General features: G+C 62.8%; 12 protein-coding genes, 1 tRNA gene, 2 rRNA genes and 2 pseudogenes (1 of these 17 running past the window's edge). 5 read left to right on the top strand and 12 right to left on the bottom strand.

Translation table 11 applies throughout. From position 1 onward, the window contains the following. Positions 1–42: 42 nt before the first annotated feature. The 5 genes from LRS09_RS06545 to LRS09_RS06565 are packed head-to-tail and all read right to left on the bottom strand — an operon-like array spanning position 43 to position 5,677. Entirely contained in the window at positions 43–972 is a 930-nt protein-coding gene (locus LRS09_RS06545) for a polysaccharide deacetylase family protein (protein ID WP_257804993.1), read from the bottom strand. After that, positions 969–1,889 (bottom strand): polysaccharide deacetylase family protein, encoded by a 921-nt coding sequence (locus LRS09_RS06550; protein WP_257804994.1) that lies wholly within the window; start codon positions 1,887–1,889, stop codon positions 969–971. The genes LRS09_RS06545 and LRS09_RS06550 overlap by 4 nt, the downstream gene beginning before the upstream one ends. Next, complete coding sequence (locus tag LRS09_RS06555) at positions 1,879–2,568, bottom strand: isochorismatase family protein (protein ID WP_257804995.1); 690 nt, start codon at positions 2,566–2,568, stop codon at positions 1,879–1,881. The genes LRS09_RS06550 and LRS09_RS06555 overlap by 11 nt, the downstream gene beginning before the upstream one ends. A gap of 11 nt (positions 2,569–2,579) precedes the next feature. Further along, on the bottom strand, positions 2,580–3,359 hold the full coding sequence (locus LRS09_RS06560; protein WP_257804996.1) for a VOC family protein: 780 nt from the start codon (positions 3,357–3,359) through the stop codon (positions 2,580–2,582). Continuing rightward, positions 3,356–5,677, bottom strand: coding sequence for a molybdopterin-dependent oxidoreductase (locus LRS09_RS06565; RefSeq protein ID WP_257804997.1), 2,322 nt, complete (start codon positions 5,675–5,677; stop codon positions 3,356–3,358). Before LRS09_RS06565 ends, LRS09_RS06560 begins: the two co-directional genes overlap by 4 nt. A gap of 194 nt (positions 5,678–5,871) precedes the next feature. Between LRS09_RS06565 and LRS09_RS06570 the strand changes: the two genes are divergently transcribed. Both LRS09_RS06570 and LRS09_RS06575 read left to right on the top strand, forming a co-directional pair. Then, the gene (locus tag LRS09_RS06570; protein WP_257804998.1) at positions 5,872–6,822 is read left to right on the top strand and encodes a LysR substrate-binding domain-containing protein; all 951 of its coding nucleotides are present in this window, start codon (positions 5,872–5,874) and stop codon (positions 6,820–6,822) included. A gap of 35 nt (positions 6,823–6,857) precedes the next feature. After that, positions 6,858–8,192, top strand: a complete 1,335-nt coding sequence (locus tag LRS09_RS06575) for an FAD-binding oxidoreductase (protein ID WP_257804999.1) — start codon at positions 6,858–6,860, stop codon at positions 8,190–8,192. A gap of 70 nt (positions 8,193–8,262) precedes the next feature. Here the strand turns inward: LRS09_RS06575 and metC are convergent, their stop codons facing one another. Beyond that, the gene (gene metC / locus LRS09_RS06580) at positions 8,263–9,444 is read right to left on the bottom strand and encodes a cystathionine beta-lyase (protein WP_257805000.1); all 1,182 of its coding nucleotides are present in this window, start codon (positions 9,442–9,444) and stop codon (positions 8,263–8,265) included. Continuing rightward, positions 9,441–10,283, bottom strand: a complete 843-nt coding sequence (locus tag LRS09_RS06585; protein WP_257805001.1) for a sulfurtransferase — start codon at positions 10,281–10,283, stop codon at positions 9,441–9,443. Before LRS09_RS06585 ends, metC begins: the two co-directional genes overlap by 4 nt. A gap of 1,556 nt (positions 10,284–11,839) precedes the next feature. On the opposite strand from LRS09_RS06585, the pseudogene LRS09_RS30215 reads away from it, so the two are divergent. The 3 genes and pseudogenes from LRS09_RS30215 to LRS09_RS06595 all read left to right on the top strand — a co-directional run. Continuing rightward, positions 11,840–12,076 (top strand): annotated as a pseudogene (locus LRS09_RS30215) (transposase); the annotation flags it as partial. A 151-nt stretch (positions 12,077–12,227) separates the two neighbouring features. Then, positions 12,228–12,644, top strand: a pseudogene (locus tag LRS09_RS06590) (transposase); the annotation flags it as partial. Positions 12,645–12,809: 165 nt separating this feature from the next. Beyond that, entirely contained in the window at positions 12,810–13,439 is a 630-nt protein-coding gene (locus LRS09_RS06595; protein WP_257805002.1) for a DUF1629 domain-containing protein, read from the top strand. 354 nt (positions 13,440–13,793) lie between these two features. On the opposite strand, the gene LRS09_RS06600 is transcribed toward LRS09_RS06595, so the two are convergent. From LRS09_RS06600 to LRS09_RS06615, 5 genes are all read right to left on the bottom strand, one after another. Further along, positions 13,794–14,909, bottom strand: a complete 1,116-nt coding sequence (locus LRS09_RS06600) for an IS110 family transposase (protein ID WP_374684816.1) — start codon at positions 14,907–14,909, stop codon at positions 13,794–13,796. Continuing rightward, positions 14,819–15,190, bottom strand: coding sequence for an Arm DNA-binding domain-containing protein (locus LRS09_RS30220; protein WP_374684817.1), 372 nt, complete (start codon positions 15,188–15,190; stop codon positions 14,819–14,821). Before LRS09_RS30220 ends, LRS09_RS06600 begins: the two co-directional genes overlap by 91 nt. 261 nt (positions 15,191–15,451) lie before the next feature. After that, positions 15,452–15,528, bottom strand: a tRNA-Met gene (locus tag LRS09_RS06605). Between the two features lie 133 nt (positions 15,529–15,661). Next, positions 15,662–15,778, bottom strand: a 5S ribosomal RNA gene (gene rrf / locus LRS09_RS06610). 71 nt (positions 15,779–15,849) lie between these two features. Continuing rightward, positions 15,850–16,354, bottom strand: a 23S ribosomal RNA gene (locus LRS09_RS06615) (it continues 2,298 nt past the right edge of the window).

Genomic DNA, 16,354 nt, shown 5'->3' on the forward strand with positions numbered 1-16,354 from the left:
CCTGCATGGCGGTTCCCCGGACCGCCGCTGCGTTACGGCTCTCTAGCTTCCCCGGCCTGCCATCCAGGCCGAGCGGATTTCTTCGCCGCTTGCCGAGCGCGTGTCGGGCGTGGCCATGATGCGTCCGAGCACGGCGTCGATGGTGCGTATCTGAGCCGGCAAACCGGCGACCCACGGGCTGAGCGACAGCGACAGGATACGGCCGCCTCGCTCATCTGCCTCGGCGCGCAGGCACTGGCGCGCCATGTCGATCTGGTGCGCATAGACGGCGGAAGGCAGCGACTGCTGATAGAGAATCTTCCGATCCGACAGGTCGTAGGACAGCGGCATCTGCGTCAGCGCGCCCGCGCGGGCGGCGAAGGCGTAGGGCATGTCGTCGTTGATCCAATCGGCGATGTAGAGGCCACCGGCTTCTGCGACCAGATCGGGTGTGTTCTGCGATTGTGAGTGAGAGGGCGAGTGCCAGCCGGTCACGGCCTGCCCGGAAAGCCGGCGCAGGTCGGCGAAGGATCGCTGCACCTGCTCGCGCTCGGCCCCCTCGTCCAGTCCGCCGTAGTGGAGATGGCCCATGTCGACGCCGCTGGCCGCGATCTCCCAGCCGCGCTCCAAGATCCGGTCGAGCAGATAGGGATATCGAACCGCAACCTGGGAGTTCATTGCGATGGTCGGGCGGATGCCGTGGCGGTCGAACAGCTTCATTAGGCGATAGAAGCCGACGCGGTTGCCATAGTCGCGCTGGGTATAATCCCAGACGCTGATGCCGGGCCGGTTCATGCCGCCGGCCGGGATGAACGGCTTGACCGGCATGTCCATGGGAAAGTGCTCCAGGTGCAGCGTGACCCACACCAGCAGCTTCGTTCCGCCGGGCCAGACGACAGGCGCGCTCGTCGCCAGCCGGCGGAACGGATATCGGTCCTGGTCCATGCCAGGGCCGCGGTGCGGATAGTCGAAATAGCCCTCGACGATGCTCATGCCGCATTCCCCTTCACACCGGCGATAAAGGCGTTGGCATCGTCATAGTGATTGTCGCGATACCACTTCGCGATCTCGCGGCCGGTCGCCAGCCACACGCCGTCATGCGACGTGACATATTTCAGCGCCTCGTCCAGCAGCCAGAGACGATGCGGCTGGCCGATGAGGTAGGGATGCAGCGGCAGGCACATGACGGTGCCGCTCTCCGCCCCTTCCTCGTAGAGCTGGTCGAAATGATCCTTGATCAGCTGCAGGTAGTCCTGCGGGGAGATGTTGCGGAAGTTCAGCACCGGGACGTCGTTGACGTCCATCATGTAGGGAACGCTGACGAAACGCTTGCCCGACCTGGTCTTCACCGGCATGGGCTGATCGTCGTGGAAGAGGTCGAGCGTGTAGACGAGGCCCTCCTCGGCGAGCAGGTCCTGCGTCGTTTCCTCGTTGGAGATGGCCGGCGAGAGCCAGCCGTCGAGGCTTTGGCCAGAAATGCGCCTGATCGTGTCGCGGCTGTCGCGGATCACCTGGCGCTGCTCGTCCTCCGTCATGCCGTAGAGATAGCGCGTGTTGTAGATGCCGTGGCTGAAGAGCTCCCAGTCCAGCTCGCAGCAGCGTTCGATGATCTCGGGGAAGTGGTCGCAGAGCGCCACGTTGAGGGAGACCGAACCGCGCACGCCGTATCTGGCCATCACGTCAGCCATGCGGTCGAAGCCGACGCGGTTGCCGTAGTCGCGCATGGAATAGTTCAGAATGTCGGGCTCCGGACGATACCAGACCGTGCGGGCGGCGCTCTTCGGCGGCGCGTATTCGTAGAACTCGATGTTGGGCGCCACCCAGAACGCCAGGCGCTTGCCATCCGGCCAGACGATCTTCGGCCGTCCGAGATAGGGCGCGTAGTCGTAGCTGAAGGGTTCAGGCTGCATCGGAAGTCTCCGCCGAAGCGAGTTGAGCCAAGTCGGCGAGCAGTTTGCGGGCCGGCACGACGTCGCCGTATTTTACCGCGATGTCGTAGAGCGAGGCGTAGTGAGCCCAGTCCTCGCGATCGGCCACGCACTCTTCCGGCACGATGACGCGGTAGCCGTGCGACATGGCGTCGACCACCGTCGCGCGCACGCAGCCCGAGGTCGCGCCGCCGGTCACGATCACCGTGTCGATGCGGTTGAATGTGAGATAGGACGGCAAATGGGTTTCGAAGAAGGCCGACCCCATGCGCTTGTGCAGCATCAGGTCGTGCACGCGATCGACATCGAGCCGCGCATCGATTTCCGCCTGCGGCGAGTCATGGCCGACATTCTGCAACGCCATCGGCGACTGACTGCGCACGCCCCACCAGCCGCAGTCCGCTCCGCCCGGCAGATAGGCGACGAAGGTCCAGATCACCGGCATGCCAAGGCGACGAACCGTGCGCGACAGTTCGTTGACCAGCGGTAGCTGTTCCGGGTCCGCCTCATAGGCGGAGGCAAAGGTCGCGGTGTCGGTGTAGCGGCGCTGCAGGTCGACATTGAGCAGCGCGACGCGCTTGCCCATGCCGAAGTTCGGCAGCTTCGGCGCGCGCTGATGGTCCTTGAATATCTCTTTGGTAGTCTTGTCGGAGGTCAGCATGGTGTCGTCCTTCACGCCTTGATGAGCCGGATCGGCGCGCCGTGAGCGAGAGCGAGATCGAGCACGCGGCCACCGGCGGGCAGGCCCGCATCCGTCGACGTCAGCACGACCTCGACAATGCCGCCGCCGGCGCGGCTGCCCGCGACATTCTCCGGCGCGACGTCGATCCAGACAGGGCCGAAGTCGACACGCCGGTCGCCGGCGTTGGCGGGAGACATCCCCGCATCTTTTCCGCCGATTGCGGCGAGTGTCTTCACGACAGTGTCGCCGTCGACGCTGGAGAGGCGGATGCCCGCCATGGCGCTCGCGCCGTTGGCATGGATGGAGGGGCCCGGAACGCGATGGTTGCGCCCCTCATTGTCGGACACCACAAAAGGCAAGGCGACGTCGCCACCCGCGCCGCGTCCGAGCATCAGGAGATCAAGCCCCCATCTGTGCCCGCCTTCGACGACGTTGGACACTACGACGGGGCCGCCCACAGGCTTGCCGGCCGCCCTCATTGCAGCGCCGAGTGCCGAGGCATCCGCCACCGCGAACGACCAGTCGGCGTGGCCTTCGCCTGCTTCCAGCACCGGGCCGAGACGATGCCTGGCCATGGCCTCGGGACCGGTGAAGGCCGTGAGCAGAATGTAGGAACCGTCGGCGAGCGACACGAAGCGGAACATGGTCGAACCATGGCTGGCATTGATGTCCGCCCGCTGGAGGATGGTGAAGCCCAGCGTCGCGAAATCGCGCGCCGCCTTCTCAAGATCGTTGACCAGCAACACCACATGGTCGAATTGCAGACTCACGCCGCGCGTCCCTTTCTGCCCACGCCAATCTCATCCTCGCCACGCTCGTGCTGGACGGGCGGGCGATTGACCCTGAGCTCCGGCAGCTCGCCGGAGAACTTCTCGATCTCCACGAGACACGATTGCGCGGACGACCCCTGCCCGAGTTCCGATGTGCCGATATCGCGCGTGAGCACATTGGGATTGCTGTTGCGGTCGCTTGCGCCGTCCGGATCGTAGGTCGCCCCGGTGGGCAGAAGCGCCACGCCCCGCACGAGGCCGACGGTCAGGCGGGCAACAGCGAAGCAGGCCCCACGGTCGTTGAAGAGGCGCACCGGGTCGCCCTCCGCGATGCCGCGCGCGGCCGCGTCTTCCGGGTTGAGTTGCAGAACCTCGCGCTCGCGCACCTTGCCTGCACGGCTGTATGCGCTCCAGTCCATCTGGCCGTGCAGGCGACGGGCCGGCTGAGGCGTGAGCAGATGAATCGGATAGGTGGCCGCGAGGTCCGCGCCCAGCCACTCTTCCGGATCGAGCCATGCCGGATGACCAGGGATACGGCCCTCTGTCATCGTCGCCACGTCCTCGCTGTAGAGCTCTATGCGACCGGACGGCGTCGGCAGGCGATGCTGTTCGGGATCCTCGCGAAAATCCGCGAACATGACGTAATTATCCTTCGGGTCGGGCATCTCGAAATAGCCATCCTCCCAGAAGCGTTCGAAACTTGGCGGTTCCAGACCGCGCCGCGCCAGCCTCGCGCTGATCTGATCCCAGGCGAAGCGGACCCACTCGTCGGTCGTCCGCCCTTCGGTGAAGGTGTCCGCGCATCCCAGCCGCGTGGCGAGTTCCGCGAAGATGTCGTAGTCGTTGCGCGCCTGGCCGACCGGCGGCACGACCTGCTGCATCGCAAGGATGTAGGGATCGCGGGAGGCTCCGCCGATATCGTTGCGCTCAAGGGCCGTGGTCGCAGGAAAGACGATGTCGGCGTGGCGTGCGGTCGCCGTCCAGTAGCATTCGTTGACGATGACCGTGTCGGGCCTGCGGAAGCCCTCGCGCAGCCGGTTCAGATCCTGATGATGATGGAACGGATTGCCGCCGGCCCAGTGGATGAGCCTGATCTCCGGATAGATCCCGACCTTGCCGTCGAAACGGAAGGATCGTCCGGGGTTCAGCAAGAGGTCGGCCACCCGGGCGCAGGGGATCGAATAGCCGGCGGCGTTCTGACCTGTCGGAAGACCGTAGAGCGGCGTGTCGTAGCGCGGGTTGCCCATCCCGTTGGACGAGCCGTAGCCGAAAGCGAAGCCGCCGCCGGGCAGTCCGATCTGCCCCAGCATGGCGGAGAGCGCGATGATGGCCCAATATGGCTGCTCGCCGTGACGGGCGCGCTGCAGGCTCCAGTTCGCCGTGACGAGCACCCGCTTCCCGACCAGGCTGCGGGCCAGCGCGACGATCGCGTCGATATCGATCCCGGTGATCGTGCTGGCCCAGGCCGGCGACTTCGCCACACCATCCGTCTTGCCGGTCAGATAGGCGATCAGCACTTCCGCACCTTGGCAGTATCTCGCGAGGAAATCGCGATCGTGCGCGTTGTCCGACACCAGCACGTGCATGACGGCGAGCAGCAGCGCGGTGTCCGTGTTGGGCCTGATCGGCAGCCACTCCGCCGGGAAGCGGTCTTCGATGTCGCCCTTGTAGGGGCTGACGTTCACCACCCGCGTGCTGCGGGCGATACCATGGAGAAAAGGCTCGTAGCGATGCTGGCCGAAGCCGCCGGAATTGACTTCCCAGTTCTTCGCTGGAATGCCTCCCAATGCGAGCATGACATCGCAATGATCGCGGATCGTGTTGAACGCGGTAAGCGATGAGCCGACAGCATTGTGCACACCGACGACGCGCGGAAGAAACGCCATCGCGGCGCCATAACTGTAATTGGTGACCTGGTCGGTGAAGCCGCCGAGGGAGTTGTAGAAGCGGCGGATCAACGTTCGCGCGTGATGGATCCGCCCGGCGCTAGACCACCCGTAGGAGCCGGCGAACAGGGCGGAATTGCCGTGTTCCCGCCGGACCCTGCCGATCTCCTCGGCCGCCATATCCAGCGCTTCGTCCCATGGAATGGCGACATAATCGTCCTCTCCGCGGGCCGCGCCACCGTCATCGGCAAGCCAGCCCTTGCGCACGACGGGCCGCGCGACCCGCATGGGAGATGTCAGCATCTCGGGCCAGATCGAGTTCAGAGCCGTGGGGTGAGGGTCGTGCTCAAAAGGAGAGATGGAGACGAGCCGGCCTTCCGCCTCATGAGCCGTGAAGGCGCCCCAGTGCGCGGCCGACCGACGAGATCTCATCGGCCAAGGCCTCCATGGTCAGGATATGCACATTCGTGGGGCAAACGAATTTCCTGTCTAGCTTTAAGGCAAATTATGACATAACATTCACAGCGTCAAGTTGCATAATTTTGATAAGAATGTTATGTTCAAACGCATGAGGTCGGCGGAAAACGGTTCCGCAATGCCCTGTTTCCGCGCAAGGGGAGCGAGGATTGGCTCACTTCAACATCCGGCAGGTTGAGGCGTTTCGGGCGGTGATTACGCTCGGCAGCATGACGAAGGCCGCCGAGTTGCTCGGCATTTCCCAACCGGCCGTCAGTCGCCTGATGATGGACTTCCAGGCTGCCGTCGGGTTCCGGCTCTTCAACAGGCAGCGGGGCGGCGCCGAACCGACGGAGGACGCGCGCCGCCTGTTCGCCCAGGTCGAGAAGCTGTTCATCGGACTGGAGGAACTCAACCATCAGGTCCATGCCATCAAGAACCTGTCGAGCGGGACGATCTCCATCGCAGCCATGGGACTCTACGCCAACGGCCTGCTGCCGGAAATCATAGCCAAGTTCCGGAAATCCTATCCCGACATCGCGATCAAGCTCGACAGCCAGCCGCAGGACCGGATCGTCGAGTGGGTGTCGTCGGGCCGCGCCGATATCGGTGTCGCGACCTTGCCCATCGCCAACGCCTCCATCCCGGTGGTCGAACTGCTGCGTCGGCCTGCTCTGTGCGTCTTTCACGCGTCACATGAGTTCGCCGGGCGCAGCGAAATACATGCCAGGGACCTGGCGAGCCGGCCCTTCGTCAGCTTTCCGCGCGGAACCCCATTCCGCTTCGAGGTCGACACCCTGTTCGACCGCGAGGGCGTCGACCGCATCATGATGCTGGAGGCCAGTACGCATGAGGCCGTCTGCAACCTGGTCGCGGCGGAAACGGGCGTATCGATCGTCAGTCCCTATTCGCCGCATCTGCGGCGCAACAGCCAGCTGGCTTTCCTGCCGTTCTTTCCGGCCATCCCGATCTCGCTCGGTCTGATCGGGGACGAGGACAGGCTCTCCGTCGCCGCGCGCTGCTTCTACGATTTCGTCATCGACTACGTGAACCAGATCAAGGCGCGGCGACAGGCCGCGGACGCGGCCCGAACTCCTGACACCGCGCATCAACCCACTTGAACACCGACACGCCGTCCCACCGGAATGGAACCCTCATGAACGTTCACAGCAGTCCTAATCGCGATTTCAACGTTGTCCCTGCCGAGACGGAGGTCGTGATCGTCGGTGGCGGCATCGTCGGTGCCTGCACGGCCCTGTATCTCGCCCAGAAGAGCGTGCCTGTGGTGCTCTGCGAAAAGGGCGCCATCGGCGAAGAGCAGTCGAGCCGCAACTGGGGCTGGGTGCGCAAGATGGGTCGCGACCCTCGCGAACTGCCGCTCATGATCCATGCCATGAAATTGTGGGCCGACCTGCCCCACATCGTCGGCGATGATCTGGGATTTCGGACCCACGGCATCACCTATTTCTGCGACGAGGAAAAGGACCTGGCCAAATATGAGGGCTGGATGAAGGCGGTGGCCGATTACAATCTCGACACGCGCTATGTGTCGGCGACCGAAATCGGCAATTTCGCGCCCGGTGCCACGCGCAAATGGGCAGGTGGATTGCACACCGCCAGCGACGGCTTCGCCGAGCCGCACATTGCCACCCGCCTGATCGCACGCGGCGCGGAAAAGCTTGGTGCGCGCATCGTCGAAGGCTGCGCCGTGCGCGGCTTCGAGACGAAGGGCGGTCGCGTATCGGAGGTGGTGACGGAGAAGGGGCGCGTTCGCTGCAACTCGGTCGTGCTGGCCGGCGGCAGCTGGTCGGGCCTTTTCGCGCGCAATCAGGGTGTGAAGGTGCCGCAGTTGAAGCTTCTATCGCAGGTCATGCGTACCCGGCCGCTCGAGGGCGGTCCGGTCGGCTGCGGCTCCGGAAAAGGGTTCGGCTTCCGCAAGCGGCTCGACGGCGGCTACAATTTCTCGATGCGCTCGGCGCATCCGGTGGACATCGTGCCGGACAGTTTCCGCTACCTGAAGGACTACATTCCCGCGCTCAGGAACGAGTGGCGGGCGATGAAATTCCGCATCGGCAGGCGCTCCTTCCAGGAAACGCTGCAAGCCGGAAGCTGGAAGCTCGACCAGCGCACACCATTCGAGGCGATCCGCATCCTGCGACCGCAGCCGGCTCATGCAATTCTCGACCAGGCCATCGTCAATATCAAGAAGCTGTTCCCGGTCTTCGCAGACAAGCTGATCGTCAACGAGCGCATGGGCGCCTGGATCGATGTCTCGCCGGACGCCATTCCGACCATCTCGGGGGTGGATGCAATCCCCGGCTTCTTCGTCTCGACCGGCTATTCGGGGCACGGCTTCGGCATAGCACCGGCGGCCGGCCAGTTGATGGCGGAGCTGGTGACGGGCACAAAGACGGTGGTCGATCCCACGCCGTTCCGTCACAGCCGCTTCATCGACGGCTCGCAGATCAACCATTGGCCGATCGGGTTCTGAGACCACGGCTTCGCGGACGTGGAATGCTCCGGCATCGGCCGGAGCATGTTTCGTCAGCGATCTTCGAGGGTCAGAGCGGACGCAATCGCTCCAGGCCGGCGGCGAGATCGGCCTTCAGATCCGACACAGTTTCGAGGCCGACATGCAGCCGCAGCAACGCGCCCTTGCCGTCCCAGCGCGCCACCTGCCGCGCCTTTTCGGGGTGCATGGGCAGGATGAGGCTTTCGTAGCCGCCCCAGCTGAAGCCGATCTTGAAGTGACGCAGCCCGTCGACCAACGACCGCACCGAGGCGGGGTCGCTGTCCACCAGTTCGACGGCGAACAGGCCACAGGAGCCGCTTAGCTGGCGCTTCCAGATATCGTGGCCGGGAAAGCTCGGCAGGCCCGGATGAAGCACGCGCGCCACCTGTGGCCGGCCCTCTAGCCAGGAGGCGATGTCGATTGCGGCAGCCTCATGATGGCGTAGCCGCACCTCCAACGTGCGCAGGCCGCGAAGTCCGAGGTTGCACTCTTCCGATCCGGCGCAAGCGCCGAGGTCCTGGGTCGACCGGCGAACCGCGTCATAGGTTTCTGCATTGGCAGTCAAGACGCCCAGCATCGCATCGGAATGCCCGACGATGTATTTTGTCGCGGCGTGAATCGAGACATCGACCCCAAGCGCCAGCGGCTTCATGAAGAGCGGCGTCGCCCAGGTGGCGTCGATGGCCGTGCGGAGCCCGCGCGCCTTCGCCACGGCGACGATGGCCGCCACGTCCTGCATGTCGAACGTTCCCGAGCCGGGCGACTCCATATAGATCAGTCGCGTCTGTGGCCTGATCAGCGTCTCGATCTCGGCGCCCATCGCCGGATGGTAGAACGTGGTCTCGATGCCCAGCCGCGAGAGCATCCGGCCGCAGAAGCGGCGAACCGGGTCGTAGACGGTGTCGACCACCAGCACATGATCGCCTTTGTCCAGGAACGCGAGAAATACAGCCGAGATCGCTGCAACACCTGACGACGTCGCGATCGAGCGGTGACCGCCCTCCAATTCCGCAATGGCCTGCTCGAACGCAAACGTGGTCGGCGTGCCAACCCGGCCGTAGAAAGGCCCGTCGAAAGGCGTTCTGCTCGCCGTCTCGAATGCAGCGAGCGTGTCGAACAGGAAGGTCGAGGCACGATGAACGGGCGGATTGACCGAGCTGCCGCTGACGCCGTGCGCATGGCCCGCGGAGACCAGCAGGGTGCCAGGACCGCCGGATGTTTTCCCGCTCATACCGACACCTTGGGCAGATCGTCGCGCTGCCCCCATTCGTGCCAGGATCCGTCGTAGAGCGTGACGTCGCGCTTGCCGAGGCGCGCCAGCTGGAAGGCGAGGATCGCGGCGGTCACTCCCGACCCGCACGTCGTGATCACGGGTTTGGCAAGGTCGACGCCCGCTTCCGCGAAGAGCTCGCGCGCCCTGTCGGGCGCAACGAAGGTGAAGTCGCCGTTCTGCGGGATCATCTTGCCCCAGGGCAGGCTGATTGCCCCGGGCATGTGGCCGCCGGCCACGCCCGGATAGCCCGACGGCAGTTCGCCGGTGAAGCGTTCCCTGGTGCGGGCGTCGACCACAGCGATGTCGTTGCCTTGCGTGGCCGCGAGCACATCGTTCCAGGCGGCTACGCCCTCGACCGGCTCGGCGGCGGAGAAATCCCCCACCGGAGGCGATGCGCCGTCGCCGCTTTCGACCGGGCGGCCCTCCTGCTTCCAGCGCTTCCAGCCTCCGTTCAGGACACGGACGTTCTCATGGCCGAAGAGCTTGAACATCCACCAGACGCGTGCCGAGACATAGCTCGAATCGTAAACAACGACCAACGTGTCGCGTCCGATGCCGAGCGACCGCGCAACGGTCGTGAACCGATCGGCCGAGGGAAGCATGTTCACATAGGGAGAGTTCGCATCAGACGCCGCATCGAGGTCGAAGAAGCCGGCGCCGGGAATATGAGCCTCGCGAAAGTCCGCCAGCGCACTCTTGCCCGTCTCGGGGATGTACCACGAACAGTCGATCACCCGCACGCGCGGGTTAGAAAGGCGCTCTTCCAGCCACGATGGTTCGACAAGAAACGGATCCATTCATTCCTCCTGGAGATATCTCCCACCAATCTGCATAATTGTCAGACAGAAATCTACTCGGAAGTAATGGAAATGATCGCATTTTGTCTTGTCTTGGTGTCGAATTGCGAGGCATTCAAAACTCCCACGCGGAAGCCGTAAACTTTGTCAGACATTTTATGGCCCTTTGTCCTACCGCGTCGTCAGGGCTGATCAGACAATTAGCGAGGGAATGATAACGCAAATAGCTGCGGTCGATGCGTGCCGCGCACCGCGGCGTCAAACGCGTCACAGGTCAGGCAAGGAACCAGCGAGAGACCTAGCCGGTTGGCATCGGCTGGTAAACGTCTCGGCCAGCATTCGAAACGGTCTCTACGAAGAAGGCCGGAAGCCGCCCGAAGTCAGGTAGCAGAAACGGAGCGAGGTCGCTGTTCGTCGGCAGCTGTCGATCCAGCAGACCATTCCATCCTGTGCTTTAAAAGCCAACACGATCAGGTAGTTGCTATCCCATCGAATTGCGGTGTACCCGGCGGCCGGCATTTGATGGGGTTGAACTCCACAAGTAGGCTGCGATCTTGAATCAAGATTCGCCGCCCGGAAACACGTTGAAGTAAACATTGCCAGTTCGCAAAAGGCTGATTTTGGTGGCGCTCGTGGCTCGAACACTGGAGATGACTTCCATGAGTTTTGGGACATGCGACAAGCGTTGCGCCTCATTGAGCGGGGCTCGGGACTCAGTGCAATGGCGTTGGAGGGCTTGACGGCCGATGCCGGGACGGGGAGCGAATGGGATGGTGCCGACTGCACCTTACTGTATGGAGCTGAGCGGGGAGATAACCGCCGATAGGGTTGAACTTCAGCAACTGAATGCTCCGCAGCAAATGCGGGCGCTTCCTGGACAGTTTCACGCATTTCCGCAGCAAAGACCGCGAAACCGGGGGCCTCGGTCATTGGGAAGATGGCTAAAGCCTACGCTTTTCTGGTGGCCAAAAGGACCGCGCACGACCCGATCGCTGTTACGGTGCAGATCGTTACCAATCAGCAGATTGATAACGCTTATCAAGGCGATCGATGAGGCGAAGGGTATCCGTGTCCCTGGCCTGTCAAGGCGCCCTAAATATTGAGCACCTACAGACCCTTATCAAAGCCCGTGGTTTGGCACAGTCTGATTTTTGCTAGTTTGCGAGATCGCTCGATCTAGCTGGCGCAGCCGGCTCTCGCCTTCTTATCGAAGGCGACGTCTTGAAACGAATCTCGCAGTGGGAAGACATAGAATTTGTTGAGATCGCAAGCGAATTACGACGATATGTCCATGATCATATGCTCCCCGAGCGCGCACCACTCACGACATCTTGCTGAAGCTTGGCGCAGGCGATCCGTCTGTTCTTTTCCCTGCCCTCGTATATCGATTTTGTCGACCAGCCAGTTAAGCGTGAGAGCATTTCAGATGCCGCGAAAGCCTTGGTAGGCGACGGACATCAATACCTCCGCTTGCACGGCAACGGCGGGCTTGGAGAGACGACAGCCTTCAGCTCATAGCGTAAGCGGCGTATCCGCCCCACCTTCCGGGAATGCCAATGATTTGTGAGCCTGCCGATTCTGCATCGGAATCGGAAGTCGGCCTTGACCTTACGCTTGACCCTGAGCAGCACCCTGGGCGCTTCGAGGTGATCAACGGCGCCGGCGGTCGGCGGCGATGGTCCAAGGACGACAAGGGGCGGATCATTACAGAGACGCTGGAGCCGAACGTGGTCATCTCCGGGATGGCCCGCCGCCACGGGCTGAGCCCGCAACAAGTCTTCACATGGCGACGGAGGCTCGCAAGCTTGCGATCTCGCCGGCGCGGGACATTCCGGCCTTTGTTGCGGTGGTGGTGTCGGCAACGCGAGAGCCAGCGGCTAGCATCCAACCCGGACGCGCAGGCAGAAGGCGATCCGCGACGCCGGCGTGATCGAGCTCGAGATGCGCCAGGAAAGGAGCCAGCCGATCGTCGCCGAGCTCGAGCCCTGGTGCGCGAGAAGCTCGGCCTGATCAGCCAGAAGACCAAGCTTGCCGAAGTGATCCGTTACGCGCTCTCGCGCTGGGAGGGTCTGACCCGCATCCTCAACGACGGCCGCATCGAAATCCATTCCAACGTTGTCGAACGCTCGATCCGTCCCATCGAGCTCAACCGCAAGAATGCGCTCTTCGCCGGCTCCGACGGCGGTGCCGAGCACTGGGCCGTCATCGCCTCGCTCATCGAAACCTGCAAGCCCAACGGCGTCGAGCCGCTGGGCTATCTCACTGACGTGCTCACCAGGATCGTCAACGGCCACCCCCAGCAGCCAGATCGACCAGCTCCTGCCCTGGGCCTACATCCGCGCTCGTGACCGTGCTGACTGAAGGGTCACCGCGGGGACTCGCCGGCTGTCGCCGTCACGTTAAACAGCAGGGCTCGCCCCTTGCTGACCTGCCGACAATTCAGCGGCACGCGCTAACCGTTCTGCAATCGGCATCGTGTAGGAATGTGACTGAGGTTAGACTGGGCCAAAACGAAAGTTATCGCCGATGACCGTCTTTACGATCTTCGCCGACGAGGGCGCGGATTTCGGGCGGCGAGCCTATCTGCTCGACGGAGACTTCCGGAAAGTGTTTCCGGTCGGCTTCGAGTTCCACCCGGTTACGAATTCAGTGAGGTTGGAAGACGGAACTTGGGTAGATAAGTCGTCTGTCTATCAAGGCCTTCCGGTCGATACCGCCAACTTGCCCACAAAGATCAAGATCGGCGGGGGGAAGAAAATGCCAGCCGATCTGATGCAGCACAGCTACTTCTTCGTAAGCGACAAGCTTCGCCAAGTTATTGAAGGGCTGGAGCCCGACGTCCATCAGTTTGCTCCGGTCGAGCTAGTCTGGAAGGACGGAAAACACGCCGCTTCCTACTTCTGGTTCTATCCCTGCACCCGTATCGATTGCATGGACAGGGAGCATACGACACACGAGTTCCGCGAGAAGTCCGGGCTCTGGATGAACAGGCCTGGGGGCTCCTGCGTGGTGAGCCTCGAGCGGGTCACCGGACGTCATGTCTGGATCGATCCCCGTTTGAGCGGCCGTTATCCTTTCGTGTCAGAGGCCTTCAGGCAAGCGACGACGGATGCCGGCATCCGAGGCATAGGCTACAACACAATGAAGGCAGTGTAGGTCTGCCCTCCAGTCTCGCGGACTTCCTCACGACCGTCAACGGCCACATCCCCACTCGTGGCCTGAGAACACCGCTCTGATGTCCGCTGTCAAGGTTTGAGGCGCAGGATATCATCCGGTCCGAGGAACGGCTGCTCATTCTGATGATCGCGCATGGGTGGAGGCGGAACTGAAGGACGTCGGTGATCAAGCTCTGATGCGCGGGTTGGCTACCGCATTCCCGATTGTGCGTCCGGGGCTGTTCCTATCTTACTGCGGGCGTCGGCCAGGTTGCCGGCCACAAAGCGTCTGACGGACATTCCCCTGCCGTGGTTCCGCCTCCGCCCATGAGCGAGATGAAGCCGTCGCAGCGGTCTACGACCTGATCGCCTGCGCCTCCCTTGCAACGGCCCACATGAAGCCGGCCAGCTCTCGGGCGATTGCTGTGCAGACCACCGTTGTCTTCTTGCCCCGGCCGCTCAACATCCGATACCGGGTCGTCAGCCGGGTCTGTGCCTTCCAGGCGATCTCTCGCACCTTTGGCGATGCTTGCTCGAGACGATATAGCTTCTTCGCGCCGACCCTCGGCGGGTGTCTGTAGGTCCACGCGCTTTCGACCAGCATATGGCGGACGCGGCCGTTCCCGGCCTTGGTGATGCCGCCCCGTCTGACTGTTTCGCCTGTTGATCGTTCTCCGGGAACGAGGCCGAGATACCCCATGAGCTGACGCGGGCTCTCGAACCGCTGTACGTCGCCAACTTCGGTTGCGAATGTTACGGCGACGATCAGCTCTACGCCGCGCAACGTCTGCAGAGCCCGCACGACGGGGGCCAGCGACCAAGCCGGAACGAACTCCTCGATCACACGCTCAAGTCGCTCGACCCGCTCTTTCGAGACGCGGACCGCTTCGACCATTTCCTGAAGCGCGATCTGATGCGCAGGGTGATCGAACGGTTGCTCCTGCAGCCAGCGCAGATAGCGCATCGTCCAGCCCTTCTTGCGGGGATAGATACGCCCGTGCTTGAGCATGAAGGCGCTCACATGCTGCCGGTGGACGCGAAGCGTCTCGACTGCTGCTGCTCGGGCGCGGACAAGATCCCGCATGGCCTCGTGACCTTCATCGGGAACCCACACCGCCGTCAGTTCGCCGGCGCGCAGCAGTCGAGCCAACGCAAGAGCATCTCGGCGATTCGTCTTCACCCGATCGCCGGGCTTCCTTGGGATCAGCGACGGGGCGACCACCATGCATTCATGGCCGAGCGATCGGATCAGCCGATAGAGACCATAGCCGGTCGGTCCGGCCTCATAGCAGAAATGGACGCGATTGAACCTGCAGGCGATCCGCTGGATAACGCGGCGCATGCTCTGATCCGAGGCGTCGACCTCGCCGAAAAAGCGAACTACTCCCTCCCGGCCGGAATCCGCAATCGCCACGGCGTTCCTAAGCTTTGCGACATCGATTCCGACAAATGCTTCCCTATAATCTGCCACGGCTCGTCCTCCTGTGATGAGGATCGGCTCGGCCAGTCCAAGCAACCCTCGGACGCGCAGTGTAGGACGAGCCACCTCACCAACAGAGGCGGACATACGGTCTTACAGCCGTTACGGACGGCGACCCGTAGTTCCTCGGCCCTCTGTCGGGCCGCATGTAGCCCCACGTTGCGCACGGCACCGAGTCCGTGCCGATGGGCCTTGCCGTGTTGCATCGATCGGAAGAGCCATGACCGCGTTCCGTCCGGCGAAGCTGAAGGTACAACGAGGGCGCGACCCATTGGAGGCCGGGGCTCTTAATCGCATCGACCTCGCGGGCCAACAGGGCGCGGACGCTGGCCATGCCCCACGATGTCGCTTACCCCGCCGGCATAGTCCAGTCGGGCACATGCAGGTCCACATACGGCAACGCCCCGGCCGCAAGGCCCCAGAAATCCGGGATTCTTGCAGTCGGGGCGGCATAAAGCCGGGAAGTGTCGGGAAAATGGGGCCGTTAGGGACAGCAGCGGAACGCACTGGGATAGGTGGTGCGTCCGGGAAGTTGGTTGCGGGGGCAGGATTTGAACCTGCGGCCTTCAGGTTATGAGCCTGACGAGCTACCGGGCTGCTCCACCCCGCGTCACCATCTTCATATAGGCACTTTGCCTAGACGAAACCAGATGCCTGAATGACAAAGGCCGCTTGCGCGGCCCGGTCGCCGCCGTCGAGGCGGGCATTCGTAAGGAGAAGATTTGACAACATGCGCTTTGCAGACCTGGCAGCGACCTACTCTCCCGCGTCTTAGGACGAAAGCTACCATCAGCGCTGGAGCGTTTCACGGCCGAGTTCGGAATGGGATCGGGTGCAGCCGCTCCGCCATAACCACCAGGTCAACGAAGAGCATGTTGTTTCGAGAAGCTGTCTTTTTTGCCAACCCACAGAATGGGCATGAGTAATGAGAATGATCAAGCCAATCGAGCTATTAAGCACCGGTAAGCTTCACACATTGCTGCGCTTCCACACCCGGCCTATCAACGTGGTCGTCTTCCACGGCTCTCAGGGAATGCTCGTTTTGAGGTGGGTTTCCCGCTTAGATGCCTTCAGCGGTTATCCCGTCCGTATATAGCTACCCTGCTATGCGGCTGGCGCCACAACAGGTCCACCAGAGATACGTCCATCCCGGTCCTCTCGTACTAGGGACAGATCCTCTCAACATTCCTACACCCACGGCAGATAGGGACCGAACTGTCTCACGACGTTCTGAACCCAACTCACGTACCGCTTTAAATGGCGAACAGCCATACCCTTGGGACCTGCTCCAGCCCCAGGATGCGATGAGTCGACATCGAGGTGCCAAACAACCCCGTCGATATGGACTCTTGGGGGTCATCAGCCTGTTATCCCCGGCGTACCTTTTATCCGTTGAGCGATGGCCCTTCCACACGGGACCACCGGATCACTATGAC

The sequence above is a fragment of the Mesorhizobium sp. J428 genome (genome assembly GCF_024699925.1).
Classification (GTDB): Bacteria; Pseudomonadota; Alphaproteobacteria; order Rhizobiales; family Rhizobiaceae; genus Mesorhizobium_A.

Bases quoted from the DNA above. Each gene is read 5' to 3' on its own strand.
- LRS09_RS06565 (WP_257804997.1), bottom strand. From the start codon at position 5,677: ATGAGATCTCGTCGGTCGGCCGCGCACTGGGGCGCCTTCACGGCTCAT.
- LRS09_RS06555 (WP_257804995.1), bottom strand. From the start codon at position 2,568: ATGCTGACCTCCGACAAGACTACCAAAGAGATATTCAAGGACCATCAG.
- LRS09_RS06575 (WP_257804999.1), top strand. From the start codon at position 6,858: ATGAACGTTCACAGCAGTCCTAATCGCGATTTCAACGTTGTCCCTGCC.
- metC (WP_257805000.1), bottom strand. From the start codon at position 9,444: ATGAGCGGGAAAACATCCGGCGGTCCTGGCACCCTGCTGGTCTCCGCG.
- LRS09_RS06545 (WP_257804993.1), bottom strand. From the start codon at position 972: ATGAGCATCGTCGAGGGCTATTTCGACTATCCGCACCGCGGCCCTGGC.
- LRS09_RS06585 (WP_257805001.1), bottom strand. From the start codon at position 10,283: ATGGATCCGTTTCTTGTCGAACCATCGTGGCTGGAAGAGCGCCTTTCT.
- LRS09_RS06595 (WP_257805002.1), top strand. From the start codon at position 12,810: ATGACCGTCTTTACGATCTTCGCCGACGAGGGCGCGGATTTCGGGCGG.
- LRS09_RS30220 (WP_374684817.1), bottom strand. From the start codon at position 15,190: ATGGGTCGCGCCCTCGTTGTACCTTCAGCTTCGCCGGACGGAACGCGG.
- LRS09_RS06550 (WP_257804994.1), bottom strand. From the start codon at position 1,889: ATGCAGCCTGAACCCTTCAGCTACGACTACGCGCCCTATCTCGGACGG.